This is a genomic window from Sphingomonas kyeonggiensis (assembly GCF_014204495.1).
Taxonomy (GTDB): Bacteria; Pseudomonadota; Alphaproteobacteria; order Sphingomonadales; family Sphingomonadaceae; genus Sphingomonas; species Sphingomonas kyeonggiensis_A.
Window position 1 is genome coordinate 123,250 of record NZ_JACHLN010000004.1, and the last position, 17,572, is coordinate 140,821.

Here is a 17,572-nt window from a genome sequence, read left to right on the forward strand (position 1 = left end):
CAATTAATTCGCGTCCATGCGGCACTGCAGCAACTTATGCCGTAGCCAGCGCCACTTCGTATTTCGCGGTGGTCTTCGCCGCGACGTCTTCCTCGCTCACGCCCGGTGCCAGCTCGATGAGACGGAAGGGCGAGCCGTGATCCGGGCGCTGGAACACCGCGAGATCGGTGATGATCATGTCGACCACATTCTTGCCGGTAAGCGGCAGGTCGCAGCTCGGCACGAACTTGGGCGCGCCGTCCTTGGAGTTGTGCTCCATCACCACGATGATCTTCTTGACGCCGGCGACCAGGTCCATCGCGCCGCCCATTCCCTTGATCATCTTGCCCGGGATCATCCAGTTGGCGATGTCACCGGTCTCGCTGATCTCCATCGCGCCGAGCACCGTGAGATCGATATGGCCGCCGCGGATCATCGCGAAGCTCTGCTCCGAGCCGAAATAGACCGACTGGGGAAGCTCGCTGATCGTCTGCTTGCCGGCGTTGATCAGATCGGGATCGACTTCGTCGTCAAAGGGAAACGGGCCGATGCCGAGCATGCCGTTCTCCGACTGGAGCGTCACCTCGACCCCTTCCGGGATATGGTTCGCCACCAGCGTGGGGATGCCGATGCCCAGATTGACGTAGAAGCCGTCCTGCAGCTCCTTCGCGGCGCGCGCCGCCATCTCGTCACGGGTCCAGGCCATTATTTCTTCTCCTCGGCCGGATCGGCCCATTGCTTGTCCTTGGGGAACACCTCGTCCATCCCGCCCTTGAGGCCGGAGCCGTAGACCGGGTTGGGCAGGATGAACCAGCCGCGCCCCCAGAGCGGGGCGATCAGCGTGTTGCCGGTGGTGTTGCGTCGTGCCGGCGTCGACAGGTCCTTGGCGTTGAACAGGTCGCTGAAATCGCCGAGCTGGTCGCCGCCCATCGCGACGATGCAATAGCGCTCGGCGATCTTCCAGCGCCGCTCGTCCTTGCCGCTCGGCGCGCTGTCGTCGCGCAGGATCAGCGTGTCACCCAGGGTCACCGGGCCCAGCCCGGCCTTGTTCAGCGCATCGATGGTGAAGGCCGCGGTGCTGGCCGAGCGATTGGTGTTGTAGATCACGGTGATGCCGTCGCCGCGGATCGCGGCGATCGTCTCGGCGGCGCCGGGCACGGCGTCGACCTTGTCGGCACCGGTCTCTTCCCAGCGCGTCCAGCGGCCCTGGTCATAGCCGGGCCCACGCCTCGCCGCATCGCTTTCGAAGCCGAGGTTGAGCAGCACGGTCTCATCGACATCGAACACCACGGCGAGCGGACGCTTGCCGCAGGTATCGAACTTGGGCGAGGTCAGGGTGGAATCGCGCGTCATCACCACCGAGCTGATCTGGCTCTTGTCGCGGCGGAAACGCAGCTCGTCATGCAGATAGCGCCACAGCGCGGCATATGCCTGGAGGCTGAGCGCCGACGCCTCGCCCGAGCCATAGAGGAACTGCATCTCCGGCGGCACCTTGCCGGGCGCGACGGCTGCCGCGGTGGGCGCGCCGCTGGGCGGCGGCAACGCGGTCAGGCCGGTGACCTGCGCCTTCTTGCCGTCCTCGGTGACATAGACATCCCCGGCGCGCGGCACGGCCTGCTTCTCGCGCTTGCTCTGCTTGCGCGCCTTGCCGTCCTGCGTGGTCTTGACCACCTGCGCGCCGGCCATAAGCGGCACCGCGGCCACCGCCGCGACACAACCCGAAAGGCCCGTCGCGGCAAGCGCCAGGCCGGCTATCGCCAGGCGGCTGGTCACGCCTGCTGCGCCTCGGGGCGCGGCCGGGTGGTGCGGAACTCGATCTTCTTGTCGTAGGGCGCGCCCACGATCAGCCGCTTCACATAGATGCCGGGCAGATGGATGGCGTCATGATCGAGGGCGCCGACCGGCACCACTTCCTCCACCTCGGCGACGCAGATCCTGCCCGCGGTCGCCATCGGCTGGTTGAAGTTGCGCGCGGTCTTGCGGAAGATCAGGTTGCCGCTCTCGTCGGCCTTCCAGCCCTTGATGATCGACAGGTCGCTGCGGATGCCGCGCTCGAGGATATATTCCTCGCCGTCGAAGACCTTCACTTCCTTGCCCTCGGCCACCAGCGTGCCGACGCCGGTCTTGGTGTAGAAGCCCGGGATGCCCGCCCCGCCCGCGCGGCAGCGTTCGGCCAGCGTCCCCTGGGGGCAGAATTCCACCTCGAGCTCGCCCGAGAGATACTGGCGCTCGAACTCCTTGTTCTCGCCGACATAGGACGAGATCATCTTCTTCACCTGGCGGGTGCGCAGCAGCTTGCCGAGCCCTTCGCCATCAATACCGGCATTGTTGGAAGCGATCGTCAGGTCCTTGGTGCCCGCATCGCGGATCGCGTCGATCAGCCGCTCGGGGATGCCGCACAGGCCGAACCCGCCCGCGCAGATCGTCATGCCATCGAACAGCAGCCCTTCCAGCGCTGCTTCTGCGTTGGGATAGAGCTTCTTCATCGGCGATTCTCTCCTGACTTCGCCGGGGCGATAATCCGGGCGCAGCCTGCCGGTCAAGCAAACCTGAACCGACTTTCAACTTCGTGGCGCAGCGGCGGCGTTCAGGGATCGTAGGGCCACGGGTTGGAGCGAGCGCGCGACCCCTGGCGGATCAGCTCCTCATTGGGATCGCCTTCCGTCGGGACGTACCGGCCCTGCCCTTCGTCCCAGCGCTCTGTCGGAGCACGACCGCGGCGCTCTTCTTCCTCTTCCGCTCTGCGCCGGCTTTCGGCCGCGGTGTGTGCGTTGACCCGGCGCATCTGGCGCCACATCGCCCGCATCAGCAGGAAGGTGAGGCCAAAGACGATGGCCACCCCGGCAAAGGCTGTCAGCTGTTCCCCCATGGCGGCATGCTAGCAAGCCCGCCATGGGCCGCAAGGGCATGCAAGCGGCTTCCCGGCCAACCTGAACAGAACATGATCGAAAATGGTGGTGTGGCACAAAGGCAACACGCCGAAATTGTAATTAAATTGCCATATTGCACTGCGGAATCGGAGGCCTACGTAGAGCCCCGGATGGCCATCCGAACCTGAGTAAATAAGTCCAAAGTTAGGAAATATAATGCGAATTCTCGCAGTGTCCGCGTTCGCCCTCGTGGCAGCCACCGCAACTCCCGCTTTCGCGCAGGACAGCGCCGCGCCGTTCAACGGCCCGCGCATCGAAGCCGAAGGCGGCTGGGATCACGTCGGCTCCGAGGGTGATGGCCGTTCGGGCTTCGTCTATGGCGGCGCCATCGGCTACGACAAGCAGTTCAACAACATCGTGATCGGCGCCGACGCCGAGATCACCGGCGCGACCACCAAGGAAGGTGGCGTGGAAGCCGGCCGTGACCTCTATGTCGGCGGTCGCGCAGGCTTCGTCGTCGGCGGTTCGACGCTGATCTACGGCAAGGCCGGCTACACCAACGCCCGCATCAGCGTCGGCAACGACGGCATCAACAACGACGGCTACCGTCTGGGCGCCGGCGTCGAGAAGAACTTCGGCCGCTTCTTCGGCAAGGTCGAGTATCGCTACTCGCGCTACGAGAAGATCGACCTGAACCGCGACCAGGTCGTCGCGGGCGTCGGCGTTCGCTTCTAAGCGAACCGACAAATCCGGACAGCAAGGAGGGCCGCGCGGGCAACCGCGCGGCCCTTTTCCGTTCGGGAGACGCGGCGGGGACAAGCCCCGTAACGGATGCGTGTCGGCATTGCCCGTCCCGCGCGCTTCAGGCACGCTCCGGCCGTGCACTTGCGCCGACCCACGCTTTTCCGGTTCGCCCTCCTCGCACTCGCCCTGGCGGGATTCCTCGGCGCTGCCTGGCTTTTGCTGCCGCCGGCAACCGCGGATGAGCGCGCGGTCCTCGAGAAGGTAGCGAAGACGCAGCCCGTAACGACCTGCCTGGCACTCAAGACCAGGCGGCCATCAGGCTATCACATCCCCTGGCATGACAAGGAGCGGGACGCCGCCATCATCCGCGCGAACGAGCTTGCCCAATCCAGGGACGTCCACCTCGCACTCGACCTGGAAAGCCTCATCGACAATGCGCTGAAACTGGATTGCAAGACCAGGGCCACGCTTTCGACGCCGGCTTTTTCCGGGACCTTCGCCTTTGTCGAGGTGACCGATAAAATCTCGCGCGATACGATCGTTCTGAAAAAGAACGGCAAGGGATGGGAGTTCGTCAAACACTATCCGGCCCCGATCCAGAGCGTGATAGTCTAAGCCGGCCCATCTTCCAGCATGATCGAACGCTGCGCCGTCCGGTCGCCATAGCTGCGCTCGGCCACCTTCGCGCCCGCCGCCCGCAGCGCCTCCGCCCGGTCCGCCGAGCGCACGCCGAAGATCGCCGCTTCGAGCGGCATCGTGCCCGCGAACGCCGGCACCGAACGCACGCGTTCCAGCCAGCCGGCGGTGCGCGGCCAGCGTTCCACGTCTACTTCGAACCCGGCGAGCGAAGCGTTGCGGAAGAAGCAGGCATAGGTGAAGTCGGCAGTACAGACATGGTCGAACAGGAAGCCCTCGCCCGGCGCCCGCGCCTCGATCCAGTCGAGCGCCTCGGGCAGATCCTGCATCATCGTCTTCTCGACCAGCGCATGGTCGATCTCGCGCTTCCACACATAGGGGACGATCGTCTTCTGGTAGAAAAGCCGCCAGATGATCAGGTCGCCCAGCCGGCTGTCGGCGAACTCCTCCAGCCAGCGCGCCTTTGCCCGGTCGGCGGCGCTCCGCGGCATCAGCGGCGGCTCGGGCCAGCGCTCGTCGACATATTCGGCGATCACCGTCGAATCGTTGAGCAGCAGATCACCGTCGATCAGCACCGGGATCCGGCGCAAGGGACTTACCCGGGTGAATTCCTCGGTCCCGAAGAACGGCACGATCGGATCGATCTCATAATCGACGCCCTTGTGATCGAGCGCGACGAACACCTTGCGCGCATAGGGCGAGACATGGTTGCCGATGATGAGCATTGGGCCTCCGACCTGTCGCCATTCCCGATCAGAGCTCTATCTCGAAAAAGCGCAACGGACCATCGCCCTCCTCCCATAGCGGCTCGCACTGGGCTGCTGCGACAAGGAATGCCGTGAGCCCCGGGGCCAGCACCTGGCGCTCGTCCTCGTCACTGCCGATCACGATGATCTGCCCATAGGTGCCACCCGGAACCGGTGCGAGATCGACCGCATAGGCATTGCCCCCGCCATCGATCGCGAACGGAAACCAGCCGCGCCGGAAATATTCGCGCGCGACCGGCGCATCGCCCACACGCAGCGTAATCCATTCGTTCGGGTCGCTCTCGTCGCCCCATTCGTCGATGACGTCCACCCAGGTCCGGTAGTCATCGATCGCGCGGGAGAGCGAAGCGAATTCATATCCGCCGAACAGGGGCGTCACGATCGTCCCGGGTGTGGGATCGATGGGCGCATGGAACCGCTTCTGCCCATCCGCCCGCAGGTAGAGTTCCCGCAGGTCGTCAGGCAGGCGGAAGCCGATCTCCGCTTCCACGGCCATGATCTCCGACTTCGTCGCCGGAGGGTTGAGCTGCGCTTCGGCGGCGAAGCCGAGATCGTTCAGAAAGACGAGCCACGCATCGAACGCGGACTTGAAATCCTCAGCCATTTCCGTTCCCCTTTCGTACCGATTTCTATCGTGGGACGGGGACGCCGAACAGCATCGGACGGGGCAGAAGACTCCGGATCGGACATAGTTCGCGGCGGTTCGCGCCATTGCCGCAGCCTATACGCCGGCAACAATCGCACGGGTTGGTCTGGCCGCCCGGCCTCGCTAGACAAGGTGCCATGACCGCGAAACGTACCGGGGGCCGGATCCTCGTCGACAATCTGGTTGCGCAGGGCTGCGACCGTATCTTCCACGTGCCGGGCGAGAGCTTCCTCGCCGTGCTCGACGCGCTGCACGACACGCCGCAGATCGACGTCGTCACCTGCCGCCAGGAAGGCGGGGTCGGCTTCATGGCCTGCGCCGATGGCGCGATGACGGGCAAGCCGGGCGTCGCCTTCGTCACCCGCGGCCCGGGCGCGACCAATGCCTCGATCGGCGTGCATGTCGCGATGCAGGATTCGCAGCCGATGATCCTGTTCATCGGCGATGTCGACCGCGGCATGCGCGACCGCGAGGGCTTCCAGGAAGTCGATTTCCCCGCGATGTTCGCCCCGCTGGCGAAGTGGGCGACCAAGATCGAGGACGCCCGCCGCATCCCCGAATATGTCGCCCGCGCCTATGCCGTCGCCATGTCCGGCCGGCCGGGGCCGGTGGTGATCGCGCTGCCCGAGGACATGCTGTGCGACGCAGTCGAGGCGGTAGACCGGCCCGAACTCGCTCCGCCGCTCCAGGCGCCGGACGGCTATGATCTCGACCAGATGTACGAACTGCTGGCGGAGGCCAAGCGCCCGGTCGCGATCGTCGGCGGGGCCGGCTGGGATGCCGAGACCGGCGAGGCCTTCCTCAAGTTCGCCGAGCGGATCGCCCTGCCCGTCGCCGGCGCGTTCCGTCGCCAGGATGCGATCCCCAACACCTCACCGGTCTGGGCCGGCAATCTCGGCTATGGCCCGAACCCGAAGCTGGTCCAGCGGATCAAGGATGCCGACCTGCTGCTGGTGGTCGGCGCGCGCCTCGGCGAGGCGACGACCGACGGCTATACCCTGGTCACCCCCGATCATCCTGGGCAGACGCTGATCCACGTCCATCCGGACCCGAACGAGCTCAACCGCGTCTATCTCGCCGACCTGCCGATCTGCGCCAAGCCGTTCGAGTTCGCAGCGACGCTGGCCGCCGATGAGGAAGTCGAGCTTCCGGGCTTCGACGCCGAACAGGCACATGCCGAGTGGCTCGAATGGTCCACCCCCAAGCCCCGCGACGGCGTGGCGCTCGATCTCGGCCAGTGCGTCGCGGCGATGCGCGCGGCGATGCCGGCGGACACGATCATCTGCAACGGCGCGGGTAATTTCTCGAGCTGGTGGCACCGCTACTGGCCCTATGCAGCCCACCCCTCCCAGCTCGCCCCCACTGCCGGGGCGATGGGCTATGGCGTGCCGGCGGCGGTGGCGGCGGCGATCCGCTTCCCCGATCGCACCGCGGTCGCGCTCGCCGGCGACGGCGACTTCATGATGAACGGCCAGGAGCTCGCCACCGCCGTCCAGCATGACGCCAACCTGATCGTGCTGCTGATCGACAACTCGACCTACGGCACGATCCGCATGCACCAGGAGCGCGAATACCCCACGCGCCTCTCGGGCACGACGCTGAAGAATCCGGATTTCGCCGCGCTCGCCCGCGCCTATGGCGGCTGGGCCGAGACGGTGGAGACGACCGAGCAGTTCGCGCCCGCGCTCGCCCGGGTGCTGGAGCGCGACGGCCTGCGCCTGCTCCACCTCAAAACCGATATCGAGTTCATCACCCCGGGGCTCACCGTCTCGGGTCTGCGGAGCAAATAAAGACGGCCGGGTGCCGTCGCGAGGGGTCCCTGCCCGCTATAATGCTGAAACAGGGATTCAATCGAAGAGGCATGATATGGGCTGGCGGCACCTGCACGTCGGGCGCAAGGGCGACAATCTGACCATCCAGAACCGTCAGGTCTGGAAGGAAGAATGGCGCTGGATCAACGCGGAGACCGTCCGCCTGCCCGATCCGATGGTGCCGGTCGACATCCTCTCGCACATGATCTGCGAGATCGGCCCGAAGACCCGCCCGGTCCGCTTCGCCGCCCACAAGCTGCAGAGCGACCTGTGGAGCTTCTACATCCCGGATTGATCCGGGAGCACAGCCTCAGTCCAGCAACCACGAGCGCTTCGGCGCAGTGCCGGACACCAGCGGATCGTCCGGCTGCGCCAGGCGCAGCTTCGCATCGGCCAGCGGCTTGCCGGTCAGCCGGTCGATCACCATCGGCTCGACCAGCGCATCGGTCTCGGTATCGACCAGCCGGCTGGTGCCGCCTTCGCCATTGTGGCGCCGGCCCCATTCGCCGATCACGTGCAATACCGGCAGGAAATCGCGCCCGGCCTCGGTCAGCACATATTCGTCCCGCGGCGGGCGCTCGCTGTAGCGCCGTTTCTCCACCAGCCCCGCCTCGCCCAGCGCGCGCAGCCGCGCGGTGAGGATGTTCGGCGCGATCTTCAGGCTCACCCGTAATTCCTCGAACCGGCGCAGGCCAAGCGAGAGATCGCGCAGGATCAGCATGCTCCACGCATCCCCGACCTTCTCCAGCCCGCGGGCGACCGGGCAGCAGGTTCGATTTTTTTCTTCGCTCATATCCATTGCATAATGATAGTGACTCACTATTAAATTGCAAGCGACTCGATCTCCGGGCCGCTTCGGAGACGACCCATGACTGATTCCACCCTTGGCACCGCCCTGATCACCGGCGCTTCCACCGGCATCGGCGCCGTATATGCAGACCGGCTGGCGAAGCGCGGCCACGACCTGATCCTCGTCGCGCGCGACGCCGCCCGCATGCAGGCGCTGGCCGATCGCCTCACCGCCGAGACCGGGCGTAGCATCGAAGTATTTCCCGCCGACCTCACCGATGGCGACGATCTCGACCGCGTCGCGAAGCGCCTCGCAACCGACGCGGCGATCACCCTGCTCGTCAACAATGCCGGCATGTCGCTGAACGGCGGGCTGCTCGACAATGAGGGTCCGGCGATCGAGCGGCTGATCGCACTCAACATCACCGCCCCCGCCCTGCTCGCCTCGGCTGCCGGCAAGGCGTTCAAGGCCCGCGGGCGCGGCGCGATCATCAACATCGCCTCGGTGCTCGCCTTCGTGCCGGAGATGTATGACGGCACCTATTCGGGCTCCAAGGCCTTCCTGCTCAACCTGTCGCTCTCGCTCGCCGGCCAGCTCGAGCCGCTGGGCGTGCGCGTCCAGGCGGTCCTCCCCGGCGCTACCCGCACCGAGATCTGGGAGCGGTCGGGCAAGGATGTCGACAGCTTCCCCGCCGATTTCGTGATGGGCGTGGACGACCTGGTCGACGCATCGCTGCTCGGCTTCGATCGGGGCGAGACCGTGACGATCCCGCCGCTCGCCGACGAGGGGCTGTACACCGCCTATACCGAGGCGCGCCTCGCCATGGGCCCGCACCTTTCGAAGCGCGACGTCGCGCCGCGCTATCGCGAAGTTGTGGAGGCCTGAGCCCACCACCAACCTGTTCCCCGGCGAAGGCCGGGGCCCAGGGTTTCTCCGCCGTCCCGCTTGTGACTCTGGGCCCCGGCTTTCGCCGGGGAACAGGTCAGCGGGATGAGATGCTCGCCAGCCCTTCCGCGATCGCCTTCCACACCGGATCGCGCTTCCGCCGCAGCAGCTCCACCGCCGTCCGCCCATCGGCATCGGCAATGTCCCCGCGCGCGCCGGCCGCCACGAACATCGCGAAATGCCCGGCCGCGCTGCCCTTCCCGAGCATCAGGTGCAGCGCGGTACGTCCCTTGCCGTCCTGCGCATCGGGATTGGCGCCGCCCAACAGCAATTCCTCCGCCGGGCCGAACTTGCTCCAGCCGATCGCGCCGAGCAGCGGCGTCTCGCCGCGGCCCGCGCCCTCCTCGATATCCGCGCCATGCGCCAGCAACAGCCGGATCGTCACGCGATCCTCGTTCCAGGCGGCGGCGAACAGGCAGAAATCGGGATTGCAGCCGCGCTTCAGCAGATATTCGGCCAGCGGATAGTTCCGTCCGCGGGAAATCGAGAACCAGAGCGGCGTGGCCCGCCATTCCCCCTCGGTGAACGCGGCATCGTCGAGCCCCAGGCCCAGGCCGAGCAGCAATTCCGCCATCGCGATCGGCGTGCCGGGCACCGAACAGGCCAGATGGAGCCAGTTTCGCCCGCGCTCGTCGCGGTGGCCAAGCAGGTCGGGACGTAGGCACCGCTTCCACCCGGTGACCGCGCACGCTTTCGGTGAGGCTGGTCTTCGAAACCATGGCCGCATCCTAAACGCGAGCGCCCGCCATACAAAGAGGCCGCCCCGGTTTCCCGGAGCGGCCTCACCCGAGTATCCGCCTGGGCGGATCAGATATCGTCGCCGAGCGCACCCTTCACCTTGCCGATGAACTGCTGGCCCTTGCCCTTGAGCTCCTGGGCCTTGCCCTCGGCATCGAGCTTGTCGTCGGCATGGGTGCGCTGCGGGTCGGCGGGATCGCCGGCCATGGCCTGCTTGGCCTTGCCCACCAGCTCGTTGACGTTGCCCTTGATCTTGTCGGTAAGTTCGCCCATGATTCCAGTCTCCTAGCCGCGGATTGGCGCTTGGCCGCGCTTGTCATCCGTTCGACTGAAACAACGGTCCGCGCTGGAAATGGGTTCCGTCATGCCTGAGCGGATTGCCGAACATTATGAACGACATGCGCATGCGTTCGACCATGAGCGGCGCAAGCGCTTCGCCGAACGCGCCTGGCTCGACCGCTTTCTGCTGGGGGTGGCGAAGGGCGCACCGGTGCTCGATCTCGGCTGCGGGGCCGGCGAGCCGATCGCCCGCTACCTGATCGCCCATCATCACCCGGTCACCGGCGTCGATGCCTCGCACGAGATGATCGCGCTGTGCCGCACCCGCTTCCCGCGCGAGCGATGGATCGTCGCCGATATGCGCAGCGCGCCGCTCGACACCGCCTATGGTGGGATCATCGCCTGGGACAGCGCCTTCCACTTGCCCGCCGACGACCAGCTCGCCCTGATCGCGCGTCTAGCGCCCTGGCTGGCACCGGGGGGCACCTTGCTGTTCAACACCGGCCCGGCACGCGGCACCGCAATGGGCTGCCAGTTCGGCGAGGAGCTCTTCCACGCCAGCGCCGATCCGGCCGAATATCGCGCGGTGTTCGCGAAGACCGGCCTGTTCGAAGTCGCCTACAAGCCCGAGGACGCCGCGACCGGCGGCCGCTCGGTATGGCTGGTGCGACGGCCGCACTGATACGCGCTGCCCGCCGAACTCCCCTCCCTGGAAGGGAGGGGTTGGGGGTGGGTCTTTGACCGCATACGGGTGGGGCCGCAGCCTGACGCAACGGTATCGCCAAGCCTCCACCCACCCCTAGCCCTTCCCTTCCAGGGAGGGGAACAATTCACGGCGCGACCTTCTGCAGGAACGCCAGTACCGCCGACCAGGCCGGCTCGGACCCGTCCGGGTTCTTCGCGCGGAGCAAGGTCGAGGAGCCATGCACGCCGCCCAGCTTGGGCACGAACTGCTCCTTGGCACCCGGCACCGCGGCAAGGATGTCGCGCGCGGCGTCGATCTCGTGCCCGTCCTTGGCCGAGGTCGCGAACACCGGGACCCGAACCTTGGCCGCGGCCTTGGTCACCAGCGTCTTGTCGTCGAAATACTCACCCGGCGAGAAGGCCATCACCGCCCGCAGCTCGGGATGTTCGGCCGCGAGCAGGAATGCCAGCGAGGCCGAATAGCTGCTGCCCCACAGGATCACCGGCAGCTTCTTCGCCTCGGCCCAGGCAAGCGCCGCCTCCAGATCCGGCTTCGCCGCCAGATATTCGGCCGGAGTCGCGACATGGCCCGGCTTCACGCCCACGCCCTTGGCGGTCGCGTTTCCGCCGAACAGCTCGCCGCCGGTACGCTGGTCGATCCGCAGCGAGGCATAGCCCCAGGTGGCAAGGCGCGGCGCGATCGTCGCATATTCGTCCTTGCCCGATTCGGCCTGGTGGAAGAGCAGGATCAGCGCCTTGGGCTTCTCCACGCCGGTATGGACGCCGGCGATCTTCACTCCGTCCGCCGCGGTGAGCGTCACCGGCTCGGCCGAGATCGAGCGTGCCTCCTTGGGCACGTTGGCGGGCTTGGGATGGCAGGCCGAAAGCGCCAGCAGCGCAAGCGCCGCAGCAGCGCCCCGCATCAGATCAGGCCCGCCAGCGGGCTCGACGGATCGGCGTAGCGGCGCTTGGCCATGCGCCCGGCGCGATAGGAAAGCCGCCCGGCTTCCACCGCCGCCTTCATCGCCGCCGCCATCAGGATCGGGTCCTTGGCCTCGGCGATCGCGGTGTTCATCAGGATGCCGTCGCAGCCCAGCTCCATGCCGATCGCGGCGTCGCTCGCACTGCCCACACCAGCATCGACCAGCACCGGCACCTTGGCGCCTTCCACGATCAGCCGGATCGTCACCTGGTTCTGGATGCCCAGGCCCGAGCCGATCGGCGCGCCCAGCGGCATGATCGCCACTGCGCCCGCATCCTCCAGCCGCTTGGCGGCGATCGGATCGTCGACGCAATAGACCATCGGCTTGAAGCCTTCGTTCGCCAGGATCTCGGTGGCGCGCAGGGTTTCGACCATGTCGGGATAGAGCGTCCGCGCTTCGCCCAGCACTTCGAGCTTCACCAGCTCCCAGCCGCCCGCCTCGCGCGCCAGGCGCAGCGTGCGGATCGCCGACTCGGCATCGAAGCAGCCGGCGGTGTTGGGCAGGTAGGTGATCTTCTTGGGATCGATATAGTCGGTGAGCATCGGCGCGTTCGGATCGCTGACGTTCACCCGGCGCACCGCCACGGTGACGATCTCGGCGCCGCTGGCCGCCACTGCGGCGGCGTTCTGCTCGAAATCCTTGTACTTGCCGGTGCCGACGATCAGCCGCGAGCGGAAGGTCTTGCCCGCAACGCTCCATGTGTCTTCGTCCACGGGCTTGCCGTGGTCGCCGCCACCGACGAAGTGGACGATCTCCAGCTCGTCGCCATCCTCGACGATCACCTGGTCCAGCGTTGAGCGCGGGACGACCTCGAGGTTGCGCTCCACCGCCAGCTTGGCGGGGACCAGCCCCAGCTCCTCGGCCAGCTGGGCGATGGTCAGGCCCGCGGTAACCCGCTTGTGCTCGCCGTTGACGGTGATGGAAACGGTGCCGTCGATATGCATATCAACTCTCAGGAACTGGGGCTGCCCAAAGGGCCAGCCGGTGTGGAGGTTCTTCTGTCGGTGATCTGATGCCCAGCTCAGACCGCATCGCCCAGATAGTCGCTGCGAGTTCACGTTCATACCCTTGAATATCGGCTTTTTCGGCGAAGGCTCGCAGCCTCTCAACATGCTCAAAAACCGTCGCAGAACCCATCAGGTAGAGTGTATTGCAAGCTATCGCCCAGCGGCGGCGGTCCTCGTAGCTTGCAGCCATTCCTAGATTGGTGAAGCAAGCCTGAGCGAACTCCTCATAGTACTTTTGAGTGATGGCCCGGCGAGAAGCTTCTCGATCGCGATGGTTCCCAAACCACCAGGTCATAGCGGCACCTAAGATGGCCCCTACGAAACCAACCAAAGCGTTAAACATCCCGCTCTTTGCCTCGACTCGTTGATGCCATATAGGGCCATCAGTTCACCGCTGGGGAAAGGCAAATCCGTTGGCCGATACGATCTACGTTCTCAACGGTCCCAACCTGAATCTGCTGGGGCTGCGCGAGCCGGAGATCTACGGTTCGGACACGCTCGACGACATCGCCGGCCGGCTGGAAGACCGTGCCAAGGAGCTCGATCTCGAGATCGACCTGCGCCAGTCCAACCATGAGGGCCATCTGGTCGACTGGCTGCACGAGGCGCAGGCGCGCGGTGTAAAGGCAGTCTTGCTCAATGCCGGTGCCTTCACCCATACCAGCCTGGCGCTATACGATGCGATCCGCTCGATCAGGACGCCGGTACTCGAAGTCCATCTCTCCAACCCGCTTGCCCGGGAGGAGTTTCGCCACCACAGCTATGTGGGCATGGCCGCCAAGGGAACCATCTCCGGTTTCGGGGCGCTGTCCTACATGCTTGCGCTTGAAGCCGCCGCGCTCCTCTGACAAAGGGCGCGGTTTCATCGGAAGAACGAGATCAAATGGCAGACAAGAACGACAAGGCGGGCGCCATGCAGGTTGATATCGAGCTGGTGCGCCAGCTCGCCGCAGTGCTCGACGAAACCAATCTGACCGAAATCGAGGTCGAGGACGCCGACCGCAAGGTCCGCGTCGCCCGCACCGTGCAGGCTGCGCCCGCGATCATGCAGGCGCCGATGGCCGCGCCCGTGGCCGCCCCGGTCGCCGCGCCCGCCGCTGCCGCTCCGGCCGCCGAGGCCGCGCCGGTCGCCGCGCTCAACGCGGTCAAGTCGCCGATGGTCGGCACCGCCTATCTCGCGCCGAACCCGGAAGCCGCGAACTTCATCGCGGTCGGCCAGTCGGTGAAGGCCGGCGACACGCTGCTGATCATCGAGGCGATGAAGGTGATGAACCCGATCCACGCCACCTCGGCCGGCACGGTCAAGGCGATCCTGGTCGATAACGGCCAGCCGGTCGAGTTCGACCAGCCCCTCGTGGTGGTCGAGTAAGCGCCTTGCCCGAGATCAAGAAGCTCCTGATCGCCAATCGCGGCGAGATCGCGCTGCGCATCCATCGTGCCTGCCAGGAGATGGGCATCAAGACCGTCGCGGTGCACTCCACCGCCGATTCGGACGCGATGCATGTCCGCCTCGCCGACGAGGCGATCTGCATCGGGCCGCCGGCTGCCGCCGAGAGCTATCTGAAGATCGACCGGATCATCGCCGCGGCGGAGATCTCGGGCGCGGATGCGATCCACCCCGGCTATGGCTTCCTCTCGGAGAACGCCAAGTTCGCCGAGATCGTCGAGGCCCACGGCATCATCTTCGTCGGCCCGAAGCCCGAGCATATCCGCACGATGGGCGACAAGATCGAGGCGAAGCGCACCGCCGGCGCGCTCGGCCTGCCGCTCGTCCCCGGCTCGGACGGCGCGATCAGCGATGTCGAGGAAGCCAAGAAGATCGCGGAAGCCGCAGGCTATCCGGTGATCATCAAGGCCGCGTCGGGCGGCGGCGGCCGCGGCATGAAGGTCGTGACCAACCCTGCCGATCTCGAAGCGCAGATGCTCCAGGCGGGCAGCGAGGCGAAGGCCGCGTTCGGCGACGCCACCGTCTATCTCGAAAAATATCTCGGCAACCCGCGCCATATCGAAGTGCAGGTGTTCGGCGACGGCAATGGCAACGCCATCCACCTCGGCGAGCGCGACTGCTCGCTCCAGCGCCGCCACCAGAAGGTGCTCGAGGAAGCGCCCTCGCCCGTCCTCTCGTCCGAGGAGCGCGAGCGCATCGGCGGCATCTGTGCCAAGGCGATGGCCGACATGGGCTATCGCGGCGCCGGCACGATCGAGTTCCTGTGGGAAAATGGCGAGTTCTACTTCATCGAGATGAACACCCGCCTGCAAGTGGAGCATCCGGTGACCGAGGCGATCACCGGCCTCGACCTCGTCCGCGAGCAGATCCGCGTCGCCGAAGGCCATGGCCTGACGCTGCGCCAGGAGGACGTCGTCTTCCGCGGCCATGCGATCGAGTGCCGCATCAACGCCGAGGACCCGCGCACCTTCGCTCCCTCGCCGGGCCTGGTGAAGGGCTATCACGCGCCGGGCGGCATGAACGTCCGCGTCGATTCGGGCCTCTACGCCGGCTACAAGGTGCCGCCCTATTACGACTCGATGATCGCCAAGCTGATCGTCTACGGCACCACCCGCCAGGGCGCGCTGCGCCGCCTGCGCCGGGCGCTGGAGGAGTTCGTGATCGACGGCATGAAGACCACCATCCCGCTCCACCAGGCGCTGCTCGACGACCCCGAGTTCCAGAAGGGCGAGTACACGATCAAGTGGCTCGAAGAGTGGCTGGCGCGACAGGACGACCAGTAACCGTCACCCCGCCCCGGACCTGATCCGGGGCGGGGTCTCGGGCAATTGAAGCGCATGCTTGCGGCACGCGATCCCGGCTTTCGCCGGGATGACGGAGTTCCCATGAAGGCCACGATCTACCACAATCCCCGCTGCTCCAAGTCGCGCGAGGCGCTGGCGATCCTGAACGAGACGCCGGGTATCGAGGTCGAGATCATCGAGTATCTCAAGACCCCGCCGAGCCGCGACACGCTGAAGGACCTCTATGCCCGCGCCGGCATGCCCCCGCGCGAAGGCCTGCGCATTGCCGAGGACGCCGCCAAGCCGCTCAAGGGCGCGGACGACGACACCATCCTCGATGCGATGGCCGCAAACCCGATCCTGATCGAGCGCCCGCTGGTCGTCACCGAGAAGGGCGTTCGCCTCGGCCGCCCGCCGGAGAATATCCGATCCATCCTATAATTTTCGGCCCGGACGCCCGGTTATCCACGGCTTTCCGGGCTTTGGTGGCCTGAAAATTAACGATCCGCCGCGTAGCATTCTCGTCGAAACGGGGGTGGAAATGCCGGTAAGGTTCAGGAATTACAGGAAAGGTCCGAAACGGGAGGCCGTGCGACTCAGCACCGGCCGAATTGGCGAGTCGCGGGCATGAACGCGCCTGTCTCGCTCCATTCCCCGCTCGACCGCCTCACCTCCTGGTTCCGGCGCAGCGACGGCACCGAATCCGATCGGGTCGCGCAGTATCGCCTGCGCTACGAGCAGGTCGGCGCCCTGTTGTTCCAATATGGTCTTGAGCCGACCACGACCAATTTCGACTTCGCCAGCCGCTTCCTGGACGGCAATGATACCGCGCTGATCCAGGCGGCCCAGACGGTTCTGGAATTCAAGGGCAAGCTCAGCGACCGCGACGTGGAGCGGATCGTCGAGCGCTGCACGCCCAACGACACGCCGGACAAGCTCGACAAGCTCACCCGCCAGCTCGAGGCCAAGGTAGCCGAATGCCTTGGCGCCGTCGGCGATGCCTCGGCCTCGACCAGCGCCTATTCGACGGCACTCGGCGAAGCCGCCGGCCAGATGGAGAAGGAGCCGGCCGAAGCCTATCGCCGCCTGCTCGCCGCAACGCTCGACGTCGCCGAGACCACACGGCGGATCGGCGGCCGGCTGGAGAGCACCCGCGAGGACACCAAGCGCCTGCGCGCCGATCTGCAGCGCGCGGTGCGCGAGGCGGAGGAGGACCACCTCACCTGCCTGCCCAATCGCCGCGGCTTCTTCACCCGCATGGAGGAAGCACTGGCCCGCACCGACGCCGCGCCCTTCGCGCTGGCGCTGTGCGACATCGACAATTTCAAGGCGATCAACGATCGCCACGGCCACCAGACCGGCGACCGGGTGCTCCGCTTCGTCGGCCGCACGCTGAGCGAGTTCCTCGGCCGCCGGGCAACGGTCGGCCGCTATGGCGGCGAGGAGTTCATCTGCCTGTTCGAAGGCAGCGATGCCGAGGATGCGGCCGATACGCTCGACGCCTGCCGCGCCAGGCTGCGCGAGCGGATGCTGCGTGACCAGACCACCGATATGCCGATCGGCCGGATCAGCTTCTCCGCCGGCGTCACCACGGTCACCGGCGATCCAAGCGAAGCGCTGCGCATCGCCGACGAACTCCTCTACGCGGCCAAGCACGCCGGCAAGGATCGGGTGGTAACCTCCGCAAGCTCGATAGCATCGGCGGCCTGACCCTTCCGGCTCCCCGGCGAAAGCCGGGGCCTAGGGTTTCTCTGCCGTGTCGCCCTGATCCGGATGACGGGTCCCGACGACAATCTCCGCCCCGCCGCCCACTTCCTCTACGCCGACTGGCTCCCGCGCAGCGGCGAGGAGCTGCGCGACTTCCCGATGTTCGCTGAACGGGTGAAGTTCTTCCCGGACGTGCCGTCGAGCGAGGCCGTGACGGACGTGTTCCTGCCGCTGGCCTGAACCTGATTCCTCCCCG

The 17,572-nt window shown here is 66.4% G+C and carries 24 protein-coding genes; 12 read left to right on the forward strand and 12 right to left on the reverse strand.

The features are described 5' to 3' along the window. Positions 1–34 precede the first annotated feature (34 nt). The 4 genes from HNP52_RS19480 to HNP52_RS19495 form a co-directional block, all read right to left on the reverse strand. On the reverse strand, positions 35–685 hold the full coding sequence (locus HNP52_RS19480; RefSeq protein WP_184169491.1) for a 3-oxoacid CoA-transferase subunit B: 651 nt from the start codon (positions 683–685) through the stop codon (positions 35–37). Further along, positions 685–1,752 carry an HAD family acid phosphatase gene (locus tag HNP52_RS19485; RefSeq protein WP_311768519.1) on the reverse strand — a complete coding sequence of 356 codons (1,068 nt, stop codon included), beginning with the start codon at positions 1,750–1,752 and terminating at the stop codon, positions 685–687. Before HNP52_RS19485 ends, HNP52_RS19480 begins: the two co-directional genes overlap by 1 nt. Further along, positions 1,749–2,465: a CoA transferase subunit A gene (locus tag HNP52_RS19490; protein WP_184169493.1), complete on the reverse strand. Its 717-nt coding sequence runs from the start codon at positions 2,463–2,465 to the stop codon at positions 1,749–1,751. Before HNP52_RS19490 ends, HNP52_RS19485 begins: the two co-directional genes overlap by 4 nt. A 101-nt stretch (positions 2,466–2,566) precedes the next feature. Next, complete coding sequence (locus HNP52_RS19495; RefSeq protein WP_184169495.1) at positions 2,567–2,848, reverse strand: hypothetical protein; 282 nt, start codon at positions 2,846–2,848, stop codon at positions 2,567–2,569. A gap of 217 nt (positions 2,849–3,065) precedes the next feature. Between HNP52_RS19495 and HNP52_RS19500 the strand changes: the two genes are divergently transcribed. Continuing rightward, the gene (locus HNP52_RS19500; protein WP_184169497.1) at positions 3,066–3,584 is read left to right on the forward strand and encodes an outer membrane protein; all 519 of its coding nucleotides are present in this window, start codon (positions 3,066–3,068) and stop codon (positions 3,582–3,584) included. A 144-nt stretch (positions 3,585–3,728) separates the two neighbouring features. After that, the gene (locus HNP52_RS19505) at positions 3,729–4,208 is read left to right on the forward strand and encodes a hypothetical protein (RefSeq protein WP_184169499.1); all 480 of its coding nucleotides are present in this window, start codon (positions 3,729–3,731) and stop codon (positions 4,206–4,208) included. Here the strand turns inward: HNP52_RS19505 and HNP52_RS19510 are convergent. Together HNP52_RS19510 and HNP52_RS19515 are read right to left on the reverse strand one after the other, a co-directional pair. Continuing rightward, positions 4,205–4,954 (reverse strand): glutathione S-transferase family protein, encoded by a 750-nt coding sequence (locus HNP52_RS19510; RefSeq protein ID WP_184169501.1) that lies wholly within the window; start codon positions 4,952–4,954, stop codon positions 4,205–4,207. The genes HNP52_RS19505 and HNP52_RS19510 overlap by 4 nt on opposite strands. Positions 4,955–4,982: 28 nt before the next feature. Further along, a complete protein-coding gene (locus HNP52_RS19515; protein WP_184169503.1) occupies positions 4,983–5,600 on the reverse strand; it encodes an SMI1/KNR4 family protein in 618 nt (205 codons plus the stop codon). Positions 5,601–5,779: 179 nt separating this feature from the next. On the opposite strand from HNP52_RS19515, the gene HNP52_RS19520 reads away from it, so the two are divergent. Together HNP52_RS19520 and HNP52_RS19525 are read left to right on the forward strand one after the other, a co-directional pair. Further along, on the forward strand, positions 5,780–7,432 hold the full coding sequence (locus HNP52_RS19520) for a thiamine pyrophosphate-binding protein (RefSeq protein ID WP_184169505.1): 1,653 nt from the start codon (positions 5,780–5,782) through the stop codon (positions 7,430–7,432). Between the two features lie 76 nt (positions 7,433–7,508). After that, positions 7,509–7,748: a hypothetical protein gene (locus tag HNP52_RS19525; RefSeq protein WP_184169507.1), complete on the forward strand. Its 240-nt coding sequence runs from the start codon at positions 7,509–7,511 to the stop codon at positions 7,746–7,748. A 15-nt stretch (positions 7,749–7,763) separates the two neighbouring features. Here the strand turns inward: HNP52_RS19525 and HNP52_RS19530 are convergent, their stop codons facing one another. Next, positions 7,764–8,246 (reverse strand): helix-turn-helix domain-containing protein, encoded by a 483-nt coding sequence (locus HNP52_RS19530; protein ID WP_184169509.1) that lies wholly within the window; start codon positions 8,244–8,246, stop codon positions 7,764–7,766. A gap of 75 nt (positions 8,247–8,321) precedes the next feature. On the opposite strand from HNP52_RS19530, the gene HNP52_RS19535 reads away from it, so the two are divergent. Beyond that, positions 8,322–9,128, forward strand: coding sequence for an SDR family oxidoreductase (locus HNP52_RS19535; RefSeq protein ID WP_184169511.1), 807 nt, complete (start codon positions 8,322–8,324; stop codon positions 9,126–9,128). A gap of 97 nt (positions 9,129–9,225) precedes the next feature. Here HNP52_RS19535 and HNP52_RS19540 read toward each other — a convergent pair whose 3' ends face one another. Both HNP52_RS19540 and HNP52_RS19545 read right to left on the reverse strand, forming a co-directional pair. After that, entirely contained in the window at positions 9,226–9,783 is a 558-nt protein-coding gene (locus tag HNP52_RS19540; protein ID WP_184169513.1) for an ankyrin repeat domain-containing protein, read from the reverse strand. A 212-nt stretch (positions 9,784–9,995) separates the two neighbouring features. Then, positions 9,996–10,199: a CsbD family protein gene (locus HNP52_RS19545; RefSeq protein ID WP_184169515.1), complete on the reverse strand. Its 204-nt coding sequence runs from the start codon at positions 10,197–10,199 to the stop codon at positions 9,996–9,998. 91 nt (positions 10,200–10,290) lie between these two features. Between HNP52_RS19545 and HNP52_RS19550 the strand changes: the two genes are divergently transcribed. Continuing rightward, positions 10,291–10,887 carry a trans-aconitate 2-methyltransferase gene (locus tag HNP52_RS19550; RefSeq protein WP_184169517.1) on the forward strand — a complete coding sequence of 199 codons (597 nt, stop codon included), beginning with the start codon at positions 10,291–10,293 and terminating at the stop codon, positions 10,885–10,887. A 148-nt stretch (positions 10,888–11,035) separates the two neighbouring features. Here HNP52_RS19550 and HNP52_RS19555 read toward each other — a convergent pair whose 3' ends face one another. From HNP52_RS19555 to HNP52_RS19565, 3 genes are read right to left on the reverse strand one after another with little or no spacing between them, the layout of a single operon-like run. Further along, positions 11,036–11,812 (reverse strand): alpha/beta hydrolase, encoded by a 777-nt coding sequence (locus tag HNP52_RS19555; RefSeq protein ID WP_184169520.1) that lies wholly within the window; start codon positions 11,810–11,812, stop codon positions 11,036–11,038. Continuing rightward, positions 11,812–12,816 carry a sulfur carrier protein ThiS gene (gene thiS, locus HNP52_RS19560; RefSeq protein ID WP_184169523.1) on the reverse strand — a complete coding sequence of 335 codons (1,005 nt, stop codon included), beginning with the start codon at positions 12,814–12,816 and terminating at the stop codon, positions 11,812–11,814. The genes HNP52_RS19555 and thiS overlap by 1 nt, the downstream gene beginning before the upstream one ends. Before the next feature lies 1 nt (position 12,817). Further along, positions 12,818–13,174: a hypothetical protein gene (locus HNP52_RS19565; RefSeq protein ID WP_184169526.1), complete on the reverse strand. Its 357-nt coding sequence runs from the start codon at positions 13,172–13,174 to the stop codon at positions 12,818–12,820. A 118-nt stretch (positions 13,175–13,292) separates the two neighbouring features. Between HNP52_RS19565 and aroQ the strand changes: the two genes are divergently transcribed. The 6 genes from aroQ to HNP52_RS19595 all read left to right on the forward strand — a co-directional run bounded on the left by aroQ (position 13,293) and on the right by HNP52_RS19595 (position 17,556). Beyond that, entirely contained in the window at positions 13,293–13,727 is a 435-nt protein-coding gene (gene aroQ / locus HNP52_RS19570) for a type II 3-dehydroquinate dehydratase (protein ID WP_184169529.1), read from the forward strand. A 35-nt stretch (positions 13,728–13,762) separates the two neighbouring features. Continuing rightward, on the forward strand, positions 13,763–14,248 hold the full coding sequence (gene accB / locus HNP52_RS19575; RefSeq protein WP_184169532.1) for an acetyl-CoA carboxylase biotin carboxyl carrier protein: 486 nt from the start codon (positions 13,763–13,765) through the stop codon (positions 14,246–14,248). 5 nt (positions 14,249–14,253) lie between these two features. Continuing rightward, positions 14,254–15,609, forward strand: a complete 1,356-nt coding sequence (gene accC, locus HNP52_RS19580; RefSeq protein WP_184169535.1) for an acetyl-CoA carboxylase biotin carboxylase subunit — start codon at positions 14,254–14,256, stop codon at positions 15,607–15,609. Between the two features lie 102 nt (positions 15,610–15,711). Then, positions 15,712–16,050: an arsenate reductase (glutaredoxin) gene (gene arsC / locus HNP52_RS19585; protein ID WP_184169539.1), complete on the forward strand. Its 339-nt coding sequence runs from the start codon at positions 15,712–15,714 to the stop codon at positions 16,048–16,050. A gap of 186 nt (positions 16,051–16,236) precedes the next feature. Then, entirely contained in the window at positions 16,237–17,319 is a 1,083-nt protein-coding gene (locus HNP52_RS19590; protein ID WP_184169542.1) for a GGDEF domain-containing protein, read from the forward strand. Between the two features lie 54 nt (positions 17,320–17,373). Continuing rightward, the gene (locus HNP52_RS19595; protein ID WP_260396305.1) at positions 17,374–17,556 is read left to right on the forward strand and encodes a GyrI-like domain-containing protein; all 183 of its coding nucleotides are present in this window, start codon (positions 17,374–17,376) and stop codon (positions 17,554–17,556) included. Positions 17,557–17,572: the final 16 nt, after the last annotated feature.